A 17574-nucleotide genomic window follows, 5' to 3' on the forward strand; every position below is an offset into this window, starting at 1 on the left:
TGGTTGTTAAAAAAAAGTAATGGGAACTCTGGGCGGGCCGCGCCAGTCAGAGCAGCGTCGTCGGTAGCGGTTACGCGCCGCGGCGGCTATCCTAACGCGTCATCTCAGGCGGCACGGGCCGCCCTGTGCCACCACCCTGGAGAATTGTTTGATGAAGTTGCGTTCTATTGCGGTCGCTGTCGCGGCCCTCGCCCTGAGCGGCAATGCGTTCGCCCAGGACACCTCGTCCGAGAAGGGCAAGCTGAGCTATTACTTCGGCTACGACTACGGCAACAACCTTGCCGAACTCACCGGCCGCGGCGAGCAGCTCGATATCAATGCGGTGGTGAAGGGCTTGCAGGACGCCTACGCCAAGAAGCAGCCGGCGGTCAGCGCCGACCAGCTGAAGCCGGCGGTGGAAGCGTTCCAGAAGCGCGAGCAGGCCCGCGCCCAGCAGGCCAAGGCCGACTACGAGAAGGCCGCTGCCGAGAACAAGACCAAGAGCGACCAGTTCATGGCCCAGAACAAGGCCAAGGCTGGCGTGCAGACGCTGCCCAGCGGTGTGCAGTACCGCGTGATCGAGGCCGGCAAGGGCGCCAAGCCGACCCAGGCCAGCACGGTGCAGCTGGAAGTGGCTGGTCCGTATCCGTTCGGCCAGCGTCCGGCGCAGGCGCGTCCGGCGCAGCAGATTCCGTCGATCAAGGTCAGCGAAGTCGAGATGCAGGCCATGCGTGACACGCTGCTGCAGATGCCGGCCGGCTCCAAGTGGGAAGTGACCCTGCCGCCGGACAAGGCCTACGGTGCCGACCCGCGTACGCCGTTCCCGCCGAACGTGGCGGTGCAGTTCGAGATCAAGCTGGTCAGCGTCAAGTAAGCACGCTGTTTCAGTGCACGACGATTGCGCCGGCAGCGATGCCGGCGCAATTTTTTTTGGCAGGCAACGACGGCGCCGACGAATCGCGCTAGGCTGGCAAGGTGTCGAATCCGATGGATCCCGTTCCGCATGCCCCGCTCACGCCTTGCATCGGTATCTGCCGTCTCGATGCGCAGGGCTATTGCGTGGGCTGCCTGCGCAGCGGCGACGAAATCGCAGGCTGGCGCGGCATGAGCGACGCCGAACGCCGCCGCTACATGGACGAGGTGCTGCCGGGCCGCGGCTGGTCGCCGTCGCCGGCGCAGCGTCTGGCCGAACGCGCGCATCTGCTGCGCGCGCTGCACCCATTGCAGCAGCCGCCAGCGGGGCCGGGCTGGAACCACCACGAATTGCAGGACCTGCTGCCGGATGGCGCGCCGGTGGAAGCCGCAGTGCTGGCCGGCCTGGTGCCGCGCGCCGATGGCACCCATGTGCTGTTGACCCGGCGCACCGACAGCCTGCGTCACCACGGCGGCCAGGTCAGTTTCCCCGGCGGCCGCATCGAGGCGAGCGACGCCGATGCGGTGGCCGCGGCGCTGCGCGAGAGCGAGGAAGAGATCGCGCTGGCGGCGACGCAGGCCGAGCCGTTGGGTTACCTGGATCCGTTCGTCACCATCAGCGGCTTCCGGGTGATGCCGGTGGTCGCGGCGATCGATCCGCGCTTCGTGCCGCAGCCGCATCCGGGCGAAGTGGCGGAGGTGTTCGAGGTGCCGCTGGCCTACCTGATGGCGCCGGACAACCTGCGCAGCATCGAGACCGATTACCGCGGACGCCCGCGGGTCGTGCTGGAGTACGGCTGGCCCGGCCAGCGGATCTGGGGCGCGACCGCGGCGATCCTGCTCAACCTGCGCCGCCGATTGGAGCAAACCGCATGACCGCACCGTCCCCCGCATGGCACACCCTGGTCGAGGCGCCGACGCTGGCGGCGGCGCTGGACGATCCCGATCTGCGTCTGGTCGACGCGCGCTTCGCGCCAGCCGCGCTGCTCGATCCGAGCGCCGCCGCGGCGGCACGTGCGGCGTATGCGCAGTCGCACCTGCCCGGCGCGGTCTACGCCGATCTCAACGCCGATCTGTCCGATCTCGGCCGTCCTGGCCTGGGCCGGCACCCGCTGCCGGACGCCGCGGCGTTCGCGCGCACCCTGGGGCAATGGGGTATCGGCCCGCAGCACCAGGTGGTGGTGTACGACGCCGGCGACGGCAGCATGGCTGCCGCCCGCTTGTGGTGGATGTTGGGACTGCTCGGCCATCGCCGTGTAGCCGTGCTCGACGGCGGCCTGGCCGAATGGCGCCGGCTGGGCCTGCCGGAAACCGACGCGGTCACCGCGCCGTCGCCGCTGCCGCCGTATCCGCAGGCCTTCGATGCGGCGCGCATCGTCTCTGCCGAGGAGGTCGCCGCACGCTTGCACGAGGCGCCGGGCTGGTTGTTCGATGCGCGCCCCGGCGAACGCTTCCGCGGCGAGGTGGAGCCGATCGACCCGCTGCCCGGGCACGTGCCGGGCGCGCTCAACCGGCCGCTGGCGCAGAACCTGCGCGACGGTCGCCTGCGCCCGGCGCAGGAACTGCGCGCGGAGTTGCAGCCGCTGCTGCAGGGCCGCGATCCGCGCGAGGTGGTGCTGATGTGCGGCTCGGGCGTCACCGCCTGCCATCTGCTGCTGGCGCTGGAACACGCCGGCCTGCACGGCGCGCGCGTCTATGCCGGCTCCTGGAGCGGCTGGATCGCCGATCCGGCGCGGCCGCGCGCCATCGGCTAGGGCCGGCGTCGGCGCATACGGAACGCATGCACGATGACACGCGACCGGGGCGGCACCATGCGTTGGCGTGAGGCCTGCGGGCTGGCGATGCTGTTGGGCCTGGCCGCCTGCGGCGACCGACGCGCGGCGGCCGATGGCGCCGATGCCTCGCCACGCGCGCAATCGGCCACGCACTATCGCGAATCTGTGCAGCGAGGCCGCGCGCAGCGCCTGGCGACGCTGCGCGCACCGTCGGGCTGGTTGAGTTTCACCGGCTCCGGCCGCCTGCACAGCGGCCTGCACCGGGTCGGCAGCGCACCCGACAACGACGTGCAGTTGCCGGCCGGTCCGGCGCATCTGGGCGTGCTGCAGGTGGATCTGCAGGACGGCGTGCATTTCCAGCCCGCGGCGGACGCGACGGTGCAGGTGAACGGGCAACCGTTCGCTGGTGGCCGCCTGGAGACCGACGCGGCGCACGACACCCAGACCCGCTTGATGCTGGGTGCGCAGGAGTTCTACGTGGTGCGCACCGGCAACCTGTTCGGCTGGCGCTTCCGCGATCCGCAAGCGCCGGCGCGCGAACGCTTCCCCGGCATCGACTACTTCCCGATCGATCCGCGGTGGCGGGTGGTGGCCGACTGGCATCCGGTGCCGGCGCCGCAGGCGATGGTGCTGCTCACCTCGATCGGGACGCCGCAGCCGCTGGCGTTGGTCGGCAGCGCAGAATTCGTTCTGCAGGGGCGGCGCTACCGCCTGCAGGTGCTGCGCGACGGCGCCAGCCAGCGCCTGTTCCTGCCGTTCTCCGATCGCACCAGCGGCCGCGAGAGCTATGGCGGCGCTCGTTATCTGTTCGTGCCGACGCCGCAGGGCGACCGCATCGTGCTGGACTTCAATCTGGCGCAGAACCCGCCATGCGCGTTCACCTCGCACGTGGTGTGTCCGCTGGCGCCGGTCGGCAATCGCCTGGACGTGGCGGTGACCGCCGGCGAGAAGAACTACGTCGGCGCGCGTTGAGCGCGCGTGGAAAATCGCGTAGGAGCGGCTTCAGCCGCGACCGGACCGTTCCCGGTGAAGTCCGGTCGCGGCTGAAGCCGCTCCTACGCTGGGGCGCGATCAACGGGTGGCGCATACGGCGCCAGCGCCACCGCCTCCAGCACCTGCGGCCACGGGAAGCGGGGTCCCGGATCGAGCTTGCGCTGTACCTGCCGCGTCGGATCGTCGCTGGCCGGTTCCAGGCTGCGGTCCAGTGCCTCGTGTCCGGCGATGTGGCGCAGGTGCGGCAGTTCCGTGCGCAACTGCTGCAACAGCCGGATCAGCGCCTGGATCTGCGCCGGAGCGTAGTCCTCGGTCATCGCCTGGTGGCGCGAATCCAGCCACAGCGGATAGCGCCCGCGGTTGACCAGTTCGATGCCCAGCGACTGTTGGTTGTAGCCGCGCACGTGGTGCGCGACGCGCTGCAGCGGCACGTAGCGGTGCACGCTGCCGTCGCGATCGATGTAGAAATGGCCGCTGTTGCCGGTGCCCGACGGATACAGCACGCGTTCGCCGTACAGGCGCGCGCTGGCCAGGTCCGGTAGTTCGGTGCAGTGGATCACCGCCAGGGTGATGCTGTCCGGCGCACGCTCCTCCAGCAGTCCGACGTAGGGCAGGGGCGCATCGTGGATCGGCAACGGCGAGGTGGGCGGCATGCGCGGATGCTAGCATTCGCCGATGACCTTGAATTCCGAAAGCCCGCTGGCGACCTTGCTGGCCACACTGCCGCGCGCCGGACGCGTGGAATGGATCGGCCTGCGCCCGGCGCGCGACGTGCCGATGTACGAAGTCGACGCCGCTGCGGCGCAGACCGAGGGCGGCCTGCACGGCGACCGCTACGCCGGCCGCAACGGCAAGCGCGGCGTGACCCTGATCCAGGCCGAACACCTGCCGGCGATCGCCGCGCTGGCCGGCCATGCGGCAGTGGCGCCGGCCACCCTGCGACGCAACGTGGTGGTCTCCGGCATTCCGCTGATCGCCCTGAAGGGGCGCCGTTTCCGGATCGGCGAGGTCGAGCTGGAAGGCATCGCGCCATGCGATCCGTGTTCGCGCATGGAGCAGGCGCTGGGGCCGGGCGGCTATAACGCCATGCGCGGCCACGGCGGGCTGTGCGCGCGTATCGTGCACGGCGGCACGCTGCGGCTGGGCGATGCGGTGGTGGCGCTGTGAGCCGCGGCCACTGCATCCTCTCGCACGGCTTCGAGAGCGGGCCGGACGCGATCAAGGTGACCGCATTGGCCGAGGTGGCGGAACGCCTGGGCTGGAGCCATTCGCGCCCGGACTACACCGACCTGGACGCGCGCCGCGACATCAGCCCGCTCGGCGACGTGCCGACGCGGCTGCAGCGCCTGCTGGAACTGGCGCAGGCCGCGGCGCAGCGCGGACCAGTCGTTCTGGCCGGTTCCAGTCTCGGCGCCTACATCGCCGCGCAGGTGTCGCTGCACGTGCCGGTGCGCGGCCTGTTCCTGATGGTGCCGCCGACGCGGATGGGCCACATGCCGGCGCTGGATGCGGCAGCGGTGCCGATCTCGGTGGTGCACGCCTGGCGCGACGAACTGATTCCCGCCGGCGAGGTGATCGCCTGGGCGCAGGCGCGCGCCGCGCGGCTGCTGCTGGTCGACGACACGCACCGCCTGGGCGAGCACGTGGCGACCTCGGCGCAGGCCTTCGCCGAACTGCTGGAGCGCCTGTGAGCGCATCCGATGCGCTGCTGCTGCGCGCCGAGCGGCCGGCCGACGCGGCGGCGATCGAGGCGCTGACCCTGGTCGCTTTCTTCCGCGTCGCAGACAGCCGCCACGACGAGCAGGCCATCATCGAACGGCTGCGCGCGGACGGCGCGCTGACCCTGTCGCTGGTGATCGAGCACGACGGTTACGTCGTCGGCCACGTCGCGGTGTCGCCAGTGAGCCTGTCCGACGGCAGCCGCGGCTGGTACGGCCTGGGGCCGCTGTCGGTGGGACCAGGCCACCAACGCCAGGGCCTGGGCACGCGGCTGGTGCGCGAGGCGCTGGCGCAGTTGCAGGCGCTGGGCGCGGCCGGCTGCGTGGTGCTGGGCGACCCGGCGTACTACGCACGTTTCGGTTTCAGCCCGGAACCCGGGCTGACCCTGCCGGGTGCGCCGCTGGATGCCTTCCAGGCGCTGGCCTTCGGCGAGCGCCTGCCGCCGATGGCCGAGGTGGCCTACCACCCGGCGTTCCTGTCCGCTGCCTGAGCCAGCGCGGCGCGCCGTGGCCCTTCGGGCGCGCGGTGCGCTAGCATCGTCCCGCGTCCCACCCATCGAGGAACTCCGCCGATGCGCCATTGATGCCGCCGTCTTCGCGACGGCCTTCGTCCTTCCTGCCGATCTCTCGGCGGGCACGACCGGCATCCATGGAGGTTCCCATGACGCATCCGCTGCTTGCGCTGGACAGCGCGACCCATGTTCTGCCCGACGGCAGGATCCTGTTTTCCGATCTGCACTTCGCGCTCGATGCGCGGCGCACCGGCCTGGTCGGCCGCAACGGCGTCGGCAAGAGCGTGTTCGCGCGCCTGCTCGCCGGCGAACTGACCCCCAGCGCCGGACGCTGCGTGCGCCACGGCCGCCTGCATTACGTGCCGCAGCAGATTGCGCCGGCGCCGCACGCCACCGTCGCCGACCTGGCCGGCGTGGGCGCTGCGTTGCGGGCGCTGGCACGGATCGAGGCCGGCAGCGCCGACGTGGCGGATTTCGACGCGCTCGGCGAGCGTTGGGACATCGCCCAGCGCCTGCAGGCGCAGCTGCATGCGCACGACCTGGGCGCGCTGGAGCCGCAACGCTTGGCCAACACGCTCAGCGGCGGCGAGGCGATGCGGGTGGCGCTGATCGGCGCCTGGCTGGCCGATGCCGATGCGCTGATCCTGGACGAGCCGACCCTGCACCTGGGCGCGGTGCAGCGCCAGCGCCTGCGCGAGGCGCTGCAGCGCTGGCCGGGCGGCCTGCTGGTGATCAGCCACGATGCGCTGCTGCTGCAGGACATGCAGCGCACGCTGGAACTGTCGCCTGGCGGGCTGCGCGACTACGGCGGCGACTATGCGTTCTACCTGCAGTGCCGGGCGCGCGAGCGCGACGCCGCGCAGGCGGAACTGGCACAGCACAAGCTGCAGCACGCGCGCGACAGCGTCGCCTGGCAGGCGCAGCACGATCGACAGCAGCGCCGTAGCGCACGTGGCCGGCAGCAGGCCGGCACGGCCAACCAGGCGCCGATCCTGCTCGGCCGGCAGAAGCAGCGCAGCCAGGACAGCGCCGGCAAGCGCGTGCGCGACCACCAGGCCACGCAGGCGCGCAGCCTGGCGCGGATCGCCGAGGCCGCGCGCCAGGTGCAGCCCGATGCGCCGGTGGCGCTGTTCGCGCCGCCGCCGGCCGATGCGGCCAGCCGCCGCCTGGTCGAGCTGCAGGCGCTGCGACTGCCGTTCGCGCCGGCGACACGGCAGCCGCTGGACTTGGTGGTGCAGGGCAGGGCACGGATCGGCGTGGTGGGAGCGAACGGCAGCGGCAAGTCGACCCTGCTGCGCGCGCTGGCCGGGCAGGTGGCGGCGCTGTCCGGCAGTTGCCGGGTGCGCGCCGCCAGCGCCTATCTGGACCAGTCGTTGATGCTGCTGGACCCGGCCGCCACCGCGCTGGCACAGGTGCAGGCCGCGGCACCCGGCATCGCGCTCGCCGAGCTGCGCACGCGGCTGGCCCTGCTCGGCCTGGACGCGCAGCGCATCGGCGTGGCCTGCGGCCAGCTCAGCGGCGGCGAACGGCTGAAGACCGCGCTGGCGTGCGCCTTCTACCGCACGCCGCCGGCCGAGTTGTTGTTGCTGGACGAGCCGGACAACCACCTGGACCGCGAGGCTCGCGACGCGCTGCGCGCCGTGCTGTTGCAGTATCCCGGCGCGCTGCTGGTGGTGTCGCACGATGCGGACTTCCTGGACACGCTGCGCCTGCAACAGCGCCTGCAGGCCGATTCCGAGGCGTGGCGGCTGACGCCGTGGTGAGTGGATGCGGCGGCGTCGCCGCGCTGGCGGCGTATTCGTGTCGTCCGGCGGCTTGGCGGTTGTGCAGCGTGCGGGAAAGGGGGGCGACGGCCAATGCGCCCGCGCGTCGTGGCTCCCTGCGGCGCTGCTGCCTGCACCGTGGGGCGATGGTGGCGAGGTTGCGCCTCGCCAGGCGATCCGTCGGTGCTCGCTCAGGCATCGGTGGAACGGCTCACCGCCTCCCATGCGGCGATATCCGCCTTCAGGCGGTCGAGCTTGGCGCTTACCAGGGCCAGCGCGTCGCTGCCCAGCAGCAGGTGCGCGGGCGGCGCAGGCGCGTCGATCAGCGCCAGCATGGCCTGCGCGGCCTTGGCCGGGTCGCCGAGCTGGCGGCCGCTCTTGGCCTGGCGGGCGTCGCGGATCGGATCGAACAGCGCATCGTAGTCGGCGATGCTGCGCGGCGTCCTGACCATCGAGCGGCCCGCCCAGTCGGTGCGGAACGACCCCGGCGCCACCGCCGTCACGTGGATGCCCAGCGCGGCGACCTCCTGTCCCAATGCCTCGGAAATGCCCTCCAGCGCGAACTTGCTGCCGCAGTAGTAGGCGATGCCGGGCATGGTGATGAAGCCGCCCATCGAGGTGATGTTGACGATGTGCCCGCGGCGCCGCTGGCGCATGGAGGGCAGCACCGCCTGCATCATCGCCACGGCGCCGACCACGTTGACCTCGAGTTGGCGGCGCAGGGCGTCCAGCGGCGATTCCTCCAGGATTCCCTCGTGGCCGTAGCCGGCATTGTTGACCAGCACGTCCAGTGGCCCGACCGTGGCTTCGATCTCGGTGACGATGCCGGGAATGGCGTCGACGTCGGTGACGTCCAGCACACGGGCGAGCGCCGCCGCGCCCAGCGCCTCGACCTCCTGCCGCGCCTGCGCGCTGCGCACGGTGCCGACGACGCGATGTCCGGCCGCCAGCGCCGCCTGGGCCAGTGCGCGGCCGAAGCCGCTGCTGGCGCCGGTGATGAGCAAGGTTTTCTTCGGCGTCATGGCACGCTCCTGAGGGGATGAGCGGCGAATGATGCGATGATCGACGCGCCGGTCCGATGCCGCGATCTCTGCAATCCTTGCCTGTTTCTATGACTGCCGTCGCCAGTACCGTGGAATTGCTGCGTGCCCTGGCGCCGCAGGAGGGCTACAACCTGACCGCATTGCCGGATGTGCGGGTGCTGCGTTCGGACCGGCCGTTGACCGACACGCCGGTGCTGTACGACCCGGGCATCGTCATCGTCTGCCAGGGCGCCAAGCGCGGCCATTTCGGCGAGTCGGTGTTCGTCTACGACGAGCAGCACTATCTGTCCGTCGCCGTCCCGGTGCCCTTCACCATGCAGTCCGACGGCAGCGCGGAGCGGCCGTTGCTGGCGCTGTACCTGCATCTGGACTTCCCGCTTGCGGCGGGGCTGCTGGTCGAGCTCGACCAGGTCGGTCCGGTGCCGGAGGCGCAGGCGCCGGCGAGCATGGTGTCCAGTCCGATGGACGACACCTTGCGGCAGATCGTGCAGCGCCTGCTGCAGGTGCTGAGCCGTCCGCTGGACGCGGCGATCCTCGGCTGCGCCCTCGTGCGCGAGCTGTACTTCCGCGTGCTGACGGGCCCGCAAGGCCACGGGCTGCGCGCGGCGCTGGCGCAACAGGGCCACTTCGGCCGCATCGGTCGCGCCCTGCGGCGCATCCACCGTGACCACGCCCAACGGCTCGACGTCGCGCAGCTGGCCCGCGAGGCCGGGATGAGCACGCCCTCGTTCCATGCGCATTTCAAGGCGGTGACCCAGGTCGCGCCGATGCAGTATCTGAAATCGATCCGCCTGCACCAGGCACGCCTGCTGATGGCACGCGAGGGCATGACCGCCGCGGCCGCCGGCCACGCGGTGGGCTATGAGAGCGCATCGCAGTTCACCCGCGAGTTCAAACGTCTGTTCGGCCGGCCGCCGATGGCGGAGGCACGGCGCCTGCGCGCCGATTTCGCGGTACTGCCGGCCATGCCCGGCGCCGGATTCGTGGCCTCGCATTGAGCGATGCGGCGCGCGCCAAGGCTGCAGTGTCCGTGGCGCCGCCGGCACACCTGCCACGGCGCGGGTCGGTCGCGGCGCGAGCGGCAACGGGCGACGTCGCTGTACCAGGTGCGCGAGGCCAGTGACGGTCGCGGCGCGCACGACGCCAGGGCGTTGCGCGGCAGGCAGGGGCGCACAGGCCCTGTGGTATTCTGCGCGCCGTTGCGGTGCGGCGCGTTCGCGTGCTCACCCCCGATCCGCGGCCGCGGCAACGCCGGATCCGGCGCTGCGATGCGCCACGCGCGCGGTGTCCGCCGTGCCTCCCTCCCGTCTGTCCTGGTCCGCCTTCCGTGAAATTCTTCGTCTCCTGTGCCAAGGGCCTGGAATACCTGCTCGTCGATGAACTGCTCGCGCTCGGCGCGGCGCAGGCCACCGCCACCGTCGCCGGGGTCAATGCCGAAGGCACCCTGCAGGACGCGCAGCGTGCGGTGCTGTGGTCGCGCCTGGCCAGCCGCGTGCTGTGGCCATTGCAGTCCTTCGACTGCCCCGACGAGGCGGCGTTGTACGCCGGCGTCGCCGCGCTGCCGTGGCGCAACCATCTGGCGCCGCAGCACACCCTGGCGGTGGACGCGCATGTGTCCGGCACCGGCATCACCCACGCGCGCTTCGCGGCGCAGCGGGTCAAGGATGCGGTGGTGGACACGCTGCGCGGCGAGGGCCTGGAGCGGCCGTCGGTGGACGTGGAGCACCCGGACCTGCGCCTGAACCTGTCGCTGCGCAAGGGCCGCGCCACGCTGTCGGTGGACCTGGGCGGCGGCTCGCTGCATCGGCGCGGCTGGCGCCAGGCGCAGAACGAGGCGCCGCTGAAGGAGAACCTGGCCGCGGCGGTGCTGCTGCGCGGGCAGTGGCCGGCGCTGTATGCACAAGGCGGTGGCCTGCTGGATCCGATGTGCGGCAGCGGTACGCTGCTGATCGAAGGCGCGCTGATGGCCGCCGATGTCGCACCGGGCCTGCTGCGTGGCGAACTGGCGGCGCAGCAGCGCGGCGACGCCGATGCGGACGCCGCGCCGAGCCGCTGGCTGGGGTTCGATGTGGCGGCCTGGCGCGGGTTGTTGGCCGAGGCGCGGCAGCGAGCCCAGCTGGGTCGTGCCGCGTTGCGGCCGGTGCTGTACGGCAGCGACATCGATCCGCATGCGCTGCGCGCGGCGCGCGAGAATGCGCTGGCGGCTGGCGTGGTCGAGGCGATCGCCTTCGCCGTGCACGACGTCGTCGCGTTGCCTGCGCCGGCGCAGGCACTGGGTACGGTGGTGTGCAACCCGCCCTACGACGAGCGCCTGGCCGCCGACGCGGCGCTGTACCGGCGCCTGGGCGATGCGCTCAAGCGCGCGGTGCCGCAGTGGCGCGCCAGCCTGCTGTGCGGCAGCGACGAACTGGCCTATGCCACCGGCCTGCGCGCGGCCAAGAAGTACCAGATGTTCAACGGCGCGCTGGAATGCCCGCTGATCGTCTGCGACCCGATCGCGATCGCGCCGCGGGCCGGTGCCAGCGAAGAACCGCGTGCGCTCAGCGATGGCGCGCAGATGGTCGCCAACCGCCTGCGCAAGAATCTGCGCAAGTTCAAGACCTGGCGCACGCGCGAGCGGATCAGTTGCTACCGCGCCTACGATGCCGACCTGCCCGAGTACGCGGCGGCAATCGACGTGTACCAGGAGGACGGCGGCCAGGCGCGCACTTTCCTGCACGTGCAGGAGTATGCGGCGCCGGACAGCATTCCCGATGTGGACGTGCGCCGCCGCCGTAACGAACTGCTGGCGGCCGTGCGCGAGGTGTTCGCGGTGCCGGCCGAACAGGTGGCGCTGAAGACCCGCGAGCGCGGCAAGGGCGGCAGCAAGTACGGCCGCTTCGAACAGCGCGGCGAGTTCCTGGTGGTGCGCGAGCACGACGCGCTGCTGCGGGTGAACCTGTTCGACTACCTGGATACCGGACTGTTCCTCGACCACCGTCCGCTGCGCGGGGTGATGGCGCAGCAGGCGCGCGGCAAGCGCTTCCTCAACCTGTTCTGCTACACCGGCGTGGCCAGCGTGCAGGCGGCGGTAGCCGGCGCCGATTCCACCACCAGCGTGGATCTGTCCGGCACCTACCTGCAGTGGTGCGCCGACAACCTGGCGTTCAACGGCAAGGGCGGCGCCCAGCACCGGCTGGTGCAGGCCGACGCGCTGAGCTGGCTGGAAGCGGAAAAGAACCGCTACGACGTGATCTTCTGCGACCCGCCGACCTTCTCCAACTCCGCGCGCGCCGAGGATTTCGACATCCAGCGCGAGCATGTGCGGCTGTTGCGCGCGGCGGTGGCGCGGCTGATGCCCGAAGGCGTGCTGTACTTCTCCAACAATTTCCGCCGCTTCAAGCTGGACGAGAACGCGCTGGCCGAGTTCGCGGTGTGCGAGGAGATCAGCGCGCAGACCATCGACGCCGATTTCGAGCGCAACCCGCGCATCCACCGCGCCTGGCGCTTGCAGCGGCGCTGAGCGCGCGGCGCCGCGTCTGTTTTTGTGGGAGCGGCTTCAGCGCGATGGCGTTACCGGTAACGCCCGTCGCGGAGCGTAGTGCGCTGTTCCTTCTCCATCCGGGAGAAGGTGCCCCGAAGGGGCGGATGAGGGTACGGGCGAAGCCTCGTGTCCTCCATCTCTGCGAGTCGCTTCGCGCCGTACCCTCACCCCAACCCCTCTCCCGGGGGGAGAGGGGCTTATATCAGCTGCCGTGGTGCCGCAGCGTGGCCTGCGCCTTGCCGCGTTGCGGCAGGTCTTCCTCCGCCTCGCGCTCGCTCCAGTACTGCTGGATCTGCAGGATCTGCGGCAGGATCGCCTCGAACAACTGCACCAGGCGCGGCTCGAACTGGCTGCCTGCCTTTTCGCGGAACAGCTCCATCGCCTGTTCCAGCGGCCACGCGTCCTTGTACGGGCGCGGCGAGGTGAGGGCATCGAACACGTCGGCCAGCGCCACGATGCGTGCCGATTCGGGAATCTGCGTGCCGGAGACGCCGGCCGGGTAGCCGCCGCCGTCCCAGTGCTCGTGGTGGTACAGCGAGACCTCGGCGGCGAGGCGGAACAGCGGCGCGCTGCTGCGGCTGAGGATGTCGTAGCCGATCCGCGGGTGCCGCTTCATCACCTGCCACTCGGCGGCGTCCAGCGGACCGGGCTTCTTCAGCACCGCATCGGGAATGCCGATCTTGCCGGTGTCGTGCATCGGCGCGGCCTGTTCCAGCAGATCGGCGTCCTCGCGCGACCAGCCGGCGGCCAGCGCCAGCGCACGGGCGTAGGCGGCCATGCGCCAGATGTGGGTGCCGGTGTCCGAGTCGCTGTAGTGGCCGGCCATGCCCAGCATCTCGATCGCGTCGCGGTGGCTGTCGGCGAGGATGGTGGCGCTGACCAGCGACAGGTGGGTGCGCACCCGCGCGCGCAGGATGCTCGGCGAATACGGCTTGGTGATGTAGTCCACGCCGCCGGCATCGAACCCGATGCTCTCGTCGGTGGCCTTGTCCTTGCCGGTGACGAAGATGATCGGGATCGCCGCGCTGCGCGCATCTTCCTTGAGGGTGCGGGCGAGGGTGTAGCCGTCGACGTCGGGCAGGTCAACGTCCAGTAGGATCAGCGCCGGGCGGTGCTTGGCCACCCCGCGCAGGGCTTCGGCACCGTTCTTGGCGAACACCAGCGCGTAGTCCTCGCGCAGAAGCTGCCGGATCAGCGCCAGGTTGCTGGGTTCGTCGTCGACACACAGGATGCACGGTTGGGTCATGGTGATCTCTCGTTACGCGCGCTCAGTCGTGTGCATCGGCCAGCCATCGCCTGATTCTGGCCTCGGCCTCGCGGAAGGAAAAATTCTCCAGCAACTGCTGCAGCTCGGCGGCCTGCGCCGCCGGCAGGACGGGCGCCAGTTGCCGCAGCGTGTGGTCGATGCGATCCGGATCGTCGCTGTCCAGCGCCTGCAACACCTGGTACCAGGACGCCTGCAGCGTCGCCGGGTCCACTTTTGCGTCGGTTGCTGGCGCAGGTGCCGTCGCCACCGGGATGGCATCGGCGAAGCGCAGCACTTCGGCAGCGGTGTCGGCCATCGCTGCGGCCAACGCGGCGATCTCGGCCTCGGCCTGCGTCGGCGCCGTGGCCAACCGCTCTTCGAGTGCGGCGCTGGCGACGCTCAACGCAGGCAACGCCAGCGATCCGGCCGAGCCGCGCAACTTGTGCACCAGCGAGAGGGCGTCGGCCGGCCGCTGCGCCTCCAGCAGGGTGCGCACGCTCGCCGCCGGATCGGGATACTCCTGCAACAGCTTCAGCAGATAGCGCCGATACGGATCGCGCTCGCCCCACAGCCGCTGCGCCTGGACGGTATCGAGCAATGCCGGCTCGCTGGCCGGCCATTCGTCCGCCGGCAGCGCGGACGGTGGCGGCGCAAGCGGCAGTAGCGGCAGCGGGGTCAGGTTCGGCGGCAGGAACCGGCGGATGATCGCGATCAGTTCGTCGACCTGGAACGGTTTGGCGATGAAGCCGTTCATGCCGCTGGACAGCGCCATCTCTTGTTGCTGGCGGTAGGCGCCGGCGGTGAGGGCGATCACCGGCACGGCGGCCAGGTCCGGATCGGCGCGCAGTTGCCGGGTGGCTTCGTAGCCGTCCATGGTCGGCATCTGCACGTCCATCAGCACCACGTGGAAGCGGCCGGGATCGCGGCGTAGCCGCTGCAACGCCTGTGCGCCGTCCTGCGCCAGATCGACCAGTGCGCCTTCGCCTTCGAGGATGCGCTGCGCGACCTCGCGGTTGATGTCGCTGTCGTCGACCACCAGCAAGCGCGCCCCGGCCAGGCGCACGATGCCGTCGCCGGTCTGCGGCGCGGGCATCTCGCCGTTGCGGCGCGCCAGCAGCATGGCGATGGTGCGCTGCAGGGCCGAGGCGGTGACCGGCTTGGTCATCACCGCATCCACGTCGGCGACGCCAGGTTGCTGCTCCTGGATCATGCGCCGCTCGTAGGCGGTGACCATGACGATGATCGGCTGCCGGTCCGGCGCCGATTGCGCGCGGATGCGCTGGGCCACGCTCAGCCCGTCCAGGTCCGGCATGCGCCAGTCCAGCAGGATCACGTCGAACTCGGCGCGTTCCGGCGCGGCGGCGGCCAGTGCGGCGGTGCCGCTGGACACCGCTTCCACCTGCCAGCCGAAGCCGTTGGCGATGTCGGTCAGGCTGCGTCGTACCAGATCGTGGTCGTCGGCGATCAGCACCCGCCGCGCCTGCGCCGGTTCGGCATCGGCGGCCGGCGCCGGCGCCACCGCGAACGGAATGACGAAGTAGAAATCGCTGCCCTGGCCGGGTGCGCTCTGGACTTCCAGTTGCCCGCCCATCAGCTCCACCAGGCGCCGGCTGATGGTCAGGCCCAGGCCGCTGCCGCCGTAGCGGCGGCTGGTGGAGGTATCGGCCTGCAGGAACGGCGAGAAGATCAGGCTCTGCTTCTCGCGCGGGATGCCGATACCGGTGTCGCGCACCGAGAACAGTAGCTTGAGCTTGCCGGGTTCGGCACCGGGGAAGGCGCGGACCGACAACGCCACCTCGCCCTGTTCGGTGAACTTGATGGCGTTGCCCACCAGGTTGATCAGCACCTGGTTCAGGCGCAGCGCATCGCCGCGCAGCCAGCGGCAGCCCGGCGGCAGTGGCTCGACGATCATCTCCACCGGCTTGGCGCTGGTCGCCGAGGTCATCAGTGCGGCAATGTTCTCCAGCAACTCGTTGAGATCGAACGGCGCCGATTCCAGGTCGATGCGCCCGGACTCGATCTTGGAGAAGTCGAGGATGTCGTTGATGATCTCCAGCAGGTTGCGCGCGGACAGCTCGATCTTCTGGATCATGTCCTGCGCCGCCTGCGACAGGGCGCTGTGCCGCAATAGGTACAGCATGCCCAGGATCGCGTTCATCGGCGTGCGGATTTCGTGGCTCATGTTGGCCAGGAAGTCGCTCTTGGACTGGTTGGCGCTCTCGGCCGCGTCGATGGCCAGCCGCAGCTCGCGCTCGCGGCGTTTCTGCTCGGTGAGATCGACCGCGATGCCGAGGTAGCCGATCACCCGGTCGTCGTCGTCGCGCAGCGTGCTAAGGGTGAGCAGCACCGGGAAGGCATGGCCGTCCTTGCTCAGGTAGGTCCACTCGCGGGTATCGCTGCGTCCCAGCGTGGACAGCGCCGCCACCGATTCGAACGAGGGCTGCACCGGCATGCCCGATTGCGCCGCCATGCGCTCGGCGCGCGCGCTCAGTTGTTCCGCGTCCAGGAACAGGCCGGTGGCCTTGCGCCCGATCATTTCGTGCGCGGCGTAGCCGAGCAGGGTTTCGGCGGCAGGGTTGAACAAGGTGATGACGCCATCCGGGTCGGTGGCGACGATCGCGTAGCCGGCGTTGGTCAGGATCGCGCGCTGCAGCGCCGAATAGGTGACCAGTTCGCTGGTGCGTTCGGCCACCTGTTGCTCCAGCGTGGCGTTCAGTTCCAGCACCCTTGCCTGAGCGCGCACTTGCTCGGTGACGTCGTGCAGCAGGTGCGAATGCCCGATGATGTCGCCACCGGTCCCGACGATCGGCGAAACGCTGGCCAGCACGCTGACCGTGTGACCGTCGCGATGACGCAGTTCGCGCACTCCGTCCCCGCTGTCGGCCGGATCGCGGATCCGCGCGCCGAGCAACTGCTGCAGCGGCTGGCCGATGGCCTGCTCCGGGGTGTAGCCGAAGATGCGCGTCGCCGCAGGGTTCCAGTGGGTTATCTGGCCCTGCAGGTCTTCGGCAACGATCGCCTCGCTGGTGCCGGCGACCAGGGCTGCCAGTTGGCTCTGCTCGCTCAAGATCAGGTCGCGGCGGCGCCGGCTGGTCAAGAAGACATAGAGCAGGGAGGCGAGCAGGAGCGCGATGCCCGCGGTCAGCACGCCTGCCAGCAGCGGCGAGGGCTGGTCGAGCGAGCGCACGAAGCCGGGCGTGGCCTGCGCGCCGAGTCGCCAGTGCCGCCCATAGACCTGCACGCTGCGTTCGGCGGCGGGGGCGTCGGCCGCGGGCGCAGGGGCGGCATCACGGTAGAACGGCTGTGTCGGCGTCTGGCTGTCGGCCAGGCTCAGGCGCACGGCGTTGCTGTGGTCGTCGGAGGAGGCCAGCACCTCGGCGATGCTCAATGGCGCGTAGGCCCAGCCGGTGGTGGCCTGCCAGCGTTGTTCCGGGGTCTGCAGCGGCAGGCCTTCGCGGTACAGCGGCAACAGCAGCAGGAAGCCGCCCTTGCCCTTGCCCGGCGTCTGCACCAGTTGCACCGGCGCGGTGATCGTGGGAACGCCCGAGCGCGCGGCGGCGATCGCGGCCGCGCGCCGCCTCGGCTCCGACGCGATGTCGAAGCCCTCCGCGGCGTTGTTGGACCGCGTCGGCTGGATGTAGACGATGACGAAGCGGTCGCCGGTGTGCGGAGCCAGTTCGCCGATCCGCAGCGCCGGCGCGCCGTCGGCATGCACCTGCTGCAGGAACGCGGCCTCGTCGGCACGCGCCACCCGTTGCACGTAGCCGAAGCCGCGCACGCCGGGAAACTCCCGCAGGTAGTCGCGCGAAGCGCTGTAGCGGGCGAAGCGCTCGCGCGAGATGCGCTCGCCGCCGGCCGCGATCACCGCGCCGCGCGCGCCGCGCAGGCCATGCTCGTACACGTCCAGGCGTTGCCGCAGATCGCTGGTCACATGCGTGACCAGTTGCTGGAACCGCGCCTGCGCCTGGGCGCGGTTGCGTTGTTGCACGCCGTGCGCGATCAGCAGCGCGGCAAGCAACCCGATGGCCAGCACGGCCAGGGCGGCGAGCCGCGCCGGTCGCGCAGGACCGGCGACGGGTGTCCGGCGTTTTTTCGACATGCTCCCCTTCC

14 protein-coding genes are annotated in these 17574 nt (G+C 70.8%); 10 read left to right on the forward strand and 4 right to left on the reverse strand.

The annotated features are described in order from the left end of the window. The first annotated feature begins 151 nt into the window (after positions 1 to 151). The 4 genes from GGR64_RS13150 (at position 152) to GGR64_RS13165 (ending at position 3638) form a co-directional block, all read left to right on the forward strand. Positions 152 to 853, forward strand: coding sequence for an FKBP-type peptidyl-prolyl cis-trans isomerase (locus GGR64_RS13150; protein WP_160965769.1), 702 nt, complete (start codon positions 152 to 154; stop codon positions 851 to 853). A gap of 113 nt (positions 854 to 966) precedes the next feature. Further along, positions 967 to 1767 (forward strand): DUF1289 domain-containing protein, encoded by an 801-nt coding sequence (locus tag GGR64_RS13155; RefSeq protein WP_160965771.1) that lies wholly within the window; start codon positions 967 to 969, stop codon positions 1765 to 1767. Then, positions 1764 to 2645 carry a sulfurtransferase gene (locus GGR64_RS13160; RefSeq protein ID WP_184646408.1) on the forward strand — a complete coding sequence of 294 codons (882 nt, stop codon included), beginning with the start codon at positions 1764 to 1766 and terminating at the stop codon, positions 2643 to 2645. The genes GGR64_RS13155 and GGR64_RS13160 overlap by 4 nt, the downstream gene beginning before the upstream one ends. A gap of 87 nt (positions 2646 to 2732) precedes the next feature. After that, entirely contained in the window at positions 2733 to 3638 is a 906-nt protein-coding gene (locus GGR64_RS13165; RefSeq protein ID WP_184646722.1) for a DUF1684 domain-containing protein, read from the forward strand. 83 nt (positions 3639 to 3721) lie between these two features. Here GGR64_RS13165 and GGR64_RS13170 read toward each other — a convergent pair whose 3' ends face one another. Then, on the reverse strand, positions 3722 to 4312 hold the full coding sequence (locus tag GGR64_RS13170; RefSeq protein WP_184646410.1) for an N-acetylmuramoyl-L-alanine amidase: 591 nt from the start codon (positions 4310 to 4312) through the stop codon (positions 3722 to 3724). A gap of 22 nt (positions 4313 to 4334) precedes the next feature. Here GGR64_RS13170 and GGR64_RS13175 point away from each other — a divergent pair, with 22 nt between their 5' ends. From GGR64_RS13175 to GGR64_RS13190, 4 genes are all read left to right on the forward strand, one after another. Next, positions 4335 to 4826, forward strand: coding sequence for an MOSC domain-containing protein (locus GGR64_RS13175; protein ID WP_184646412.1), 492 nt, complete (start codon positions 4335 to 4337; stop codon positions 4824 to 4826). Beyond that, the gene (locus GGR64_RS13180) at positions 4823 to 5350 is read left to right on the forward strand and encodes an alpha/beta fold hydrolase (protein WP_160965781.1); all 528 of its coding nucleotides are present in this window, start codon (positions 4823 to 4825) and stop codon (positions 5348 to 5350) included. Before GGR64_RS13175 ends, GGR64_RS13180 begins: the two co-directional genes overlap by 4 nt. Continuing rightward, a complete protein-coding gene (locus GGR64_RS13185) occupies positions 5347 to 5868 on the forward strand; it encodes an N-acetyltransferase (protein ID WP_160965783.1) in 522 nt (173 codons plus the stop codon). The genes GGR64_RS13180 and GGR64_RS13185 overlap by 4 nt, the downstream gene beginning before the upstream one ends. 170 nt (positions 5869 to 6038) lie before the next feature. Further along, positions 6039 to 7652: an ABC-F family ATP-binding cassette domain-containing protein gene (locus tag GGR64_RS13190; RefSeq protein WP_184646414.1), complete on the forward strand. Its 1614-nt coding sequence runs from the start codon at positions 6039 to 6041 to the stop codon at positions 7650 to 7652. Positions 7653 to 7843: 191 nt separating this feature from the next. Here GGR64_RS13190 and GGR64_RS13195 read toward each other — a convergent pair whose 3' ends face one another. Further along, positions 7844 to 8674, reverse strand: coding sequence for an oxidoreductase (locus GGR64_RS13195; protein WP_184646416.1), 831 nt, complete (start codon positions 8672 to 8674; stop codon positions 7844 to 7846). An 89-nt stretch (positions 8675 to 8763) separates the two neighbouring features. On the opposite strand from GGR64_RS13195, the gene GGR64_RS13200 reads away from it, so the two are divergent. Both GGR64_RS13200 and rlmKL read left to right on the forward strand, forming a co-directional pair. Next, entirely contained in the window at positions 8764 to 9693 is a 930-nt protein-coding gene (locus tag GGR64_RS13200; protein WP_221236216.1) for an AraC family transcriptional regulator, read from the forward strand. A gap of 329 nt (positions 9694 to 10022) precedes the next feature. Beyond that, positions 10023 to 12197: a bifunctional 23S rRNA (guanine(2069)-N(7))-methyltransferase RlmK/23S rRNA (guanine(2445)-N(2))-methyltransferase RlmL gene (gene rlmKL, locus GGR64_RS13205; RefSeq protein ID WP_184646420.1), complete on the forward strand. Its 2175-nt coding sequence runs from the start codon at positions 10023 to 10025 to the stop codon at positions 12195 to 12197. A gap of 223 nt (positions 12198 to 12420) precedes the next feature. Here rlmKL and GGR64_RS13210 read toward each other — a convergent pair whose 3' ends face one another. Continuing rightward, positions 12421 to 13464, reverse strand: coding sequence for an HD domain-containing phosphohydrolase (locus GGR64_RS13210; RefSeq protein WP_184646422.1), 1044 nt, complete (start codon positions 13462 to 13464; stop codon positions 12421 to 12423). 22 nt (positions 13465 to 13486) lie between these two features. After that, positions 13487 to 17563: a CHASE domain-containing protein gene (locus tag GGR64_RS13215; RefSeq protein ID WP_184646424.1), complete on the reverse strand. Its 4077-nt coding sequence runs from the start codon at positions 17561 to 17563 to the stop codon at positions 13487 to 13489. Positions 17564 to 17574 lie beyond the last annotated feature (11 nt).

Origin of the sequence: Xanthomonas sp. 3307, from assembly GCF_014199735.1 — a bacterium.
GTDB classification, from domain to species: Bacteria; Pseudomonadota; Gammaproteobacteria; order Xanthomonadales; family Xanthomonadaceae; genus Xanthomonas_A; species Xanthomonas_A rydalmerensis.

Coding starts and splice junctions, on each gene's coding strand:
- GGR64_RS13150 (WP_160965769.1), top strand. CDS start 152: ATGAAGTTGCGTTCTATTGCGGTCGCTGTCGCGGCCCTCGCCCTGAGC.
- GGR64_RS13215 (WP_184646424.1), bottom strand. CDS start 17,563: ATGTCGAAAAAACGCCGGACACCCGTCGCCGGTCCTGCGCGACCGGCG.
- GGR64_RS13190 (WP_184646414.1), top strand. CDS start 6,039: ATGACGCATCCGCTGCTTGCGCTGGACAGCGCGACCCATGTTCTGCCC.
- GGR64_RS13160 (WP_184646408.1), top strand. CDS start 1,764: ATGACCGCACCGTCCCCCGCATGGCACACCCTGGTCGAGGCGCCGACG.
- GGR64_RS13170 (WP_184646410.1), bottom strand. CDS start 4,312: ATGCCGCCCACCTCGCCGTTGCCGATCCACGATGCGCCCCTGCCCTAC.
- GGR64_RS13200 (WP_221236216.1), top strand. CDS start 8,764: ATGACTGCCGTCGCCAGTACCGTGGAATTGCTGCGTGCCCTGGCGCCG.
- GGR64_RS13195 (WP_184646416.1), bottom strand. CDS start 8,674: ATGACGCCGAAGAAAACCTTGCTCATCACCGGCGCCAGCAGCGGCTTC.
- GGR64_RS13210 (WP_184646422.1), bottom strand. CDS start 13,464: ATGACCCAACCGTGCATCCTGTGTGTCGACGACGAACCCAGCAACCTG.
- GGR64_RS13175 (WP_184646412.1), top strand. CDS start 4,335: ATGACCTTGAATTCCGAAAGCCCGCTGGCGACCTTGCTGGCCACACTG.
- GGR64_RS13155 (WP_160965771.1), top strand. CDS start 967: ATGGATCCCGTTCCGCATGCCCCGCTCACGCCTTGCATCGGTATCTGC.
- GGR64_RS13165 (WP_184646722.1), top strand. CDS start 2,733: ATGCTGTTGGGCCTGGCCGCCTGCGGCGACCGACGCGCGGCGGCCGAT.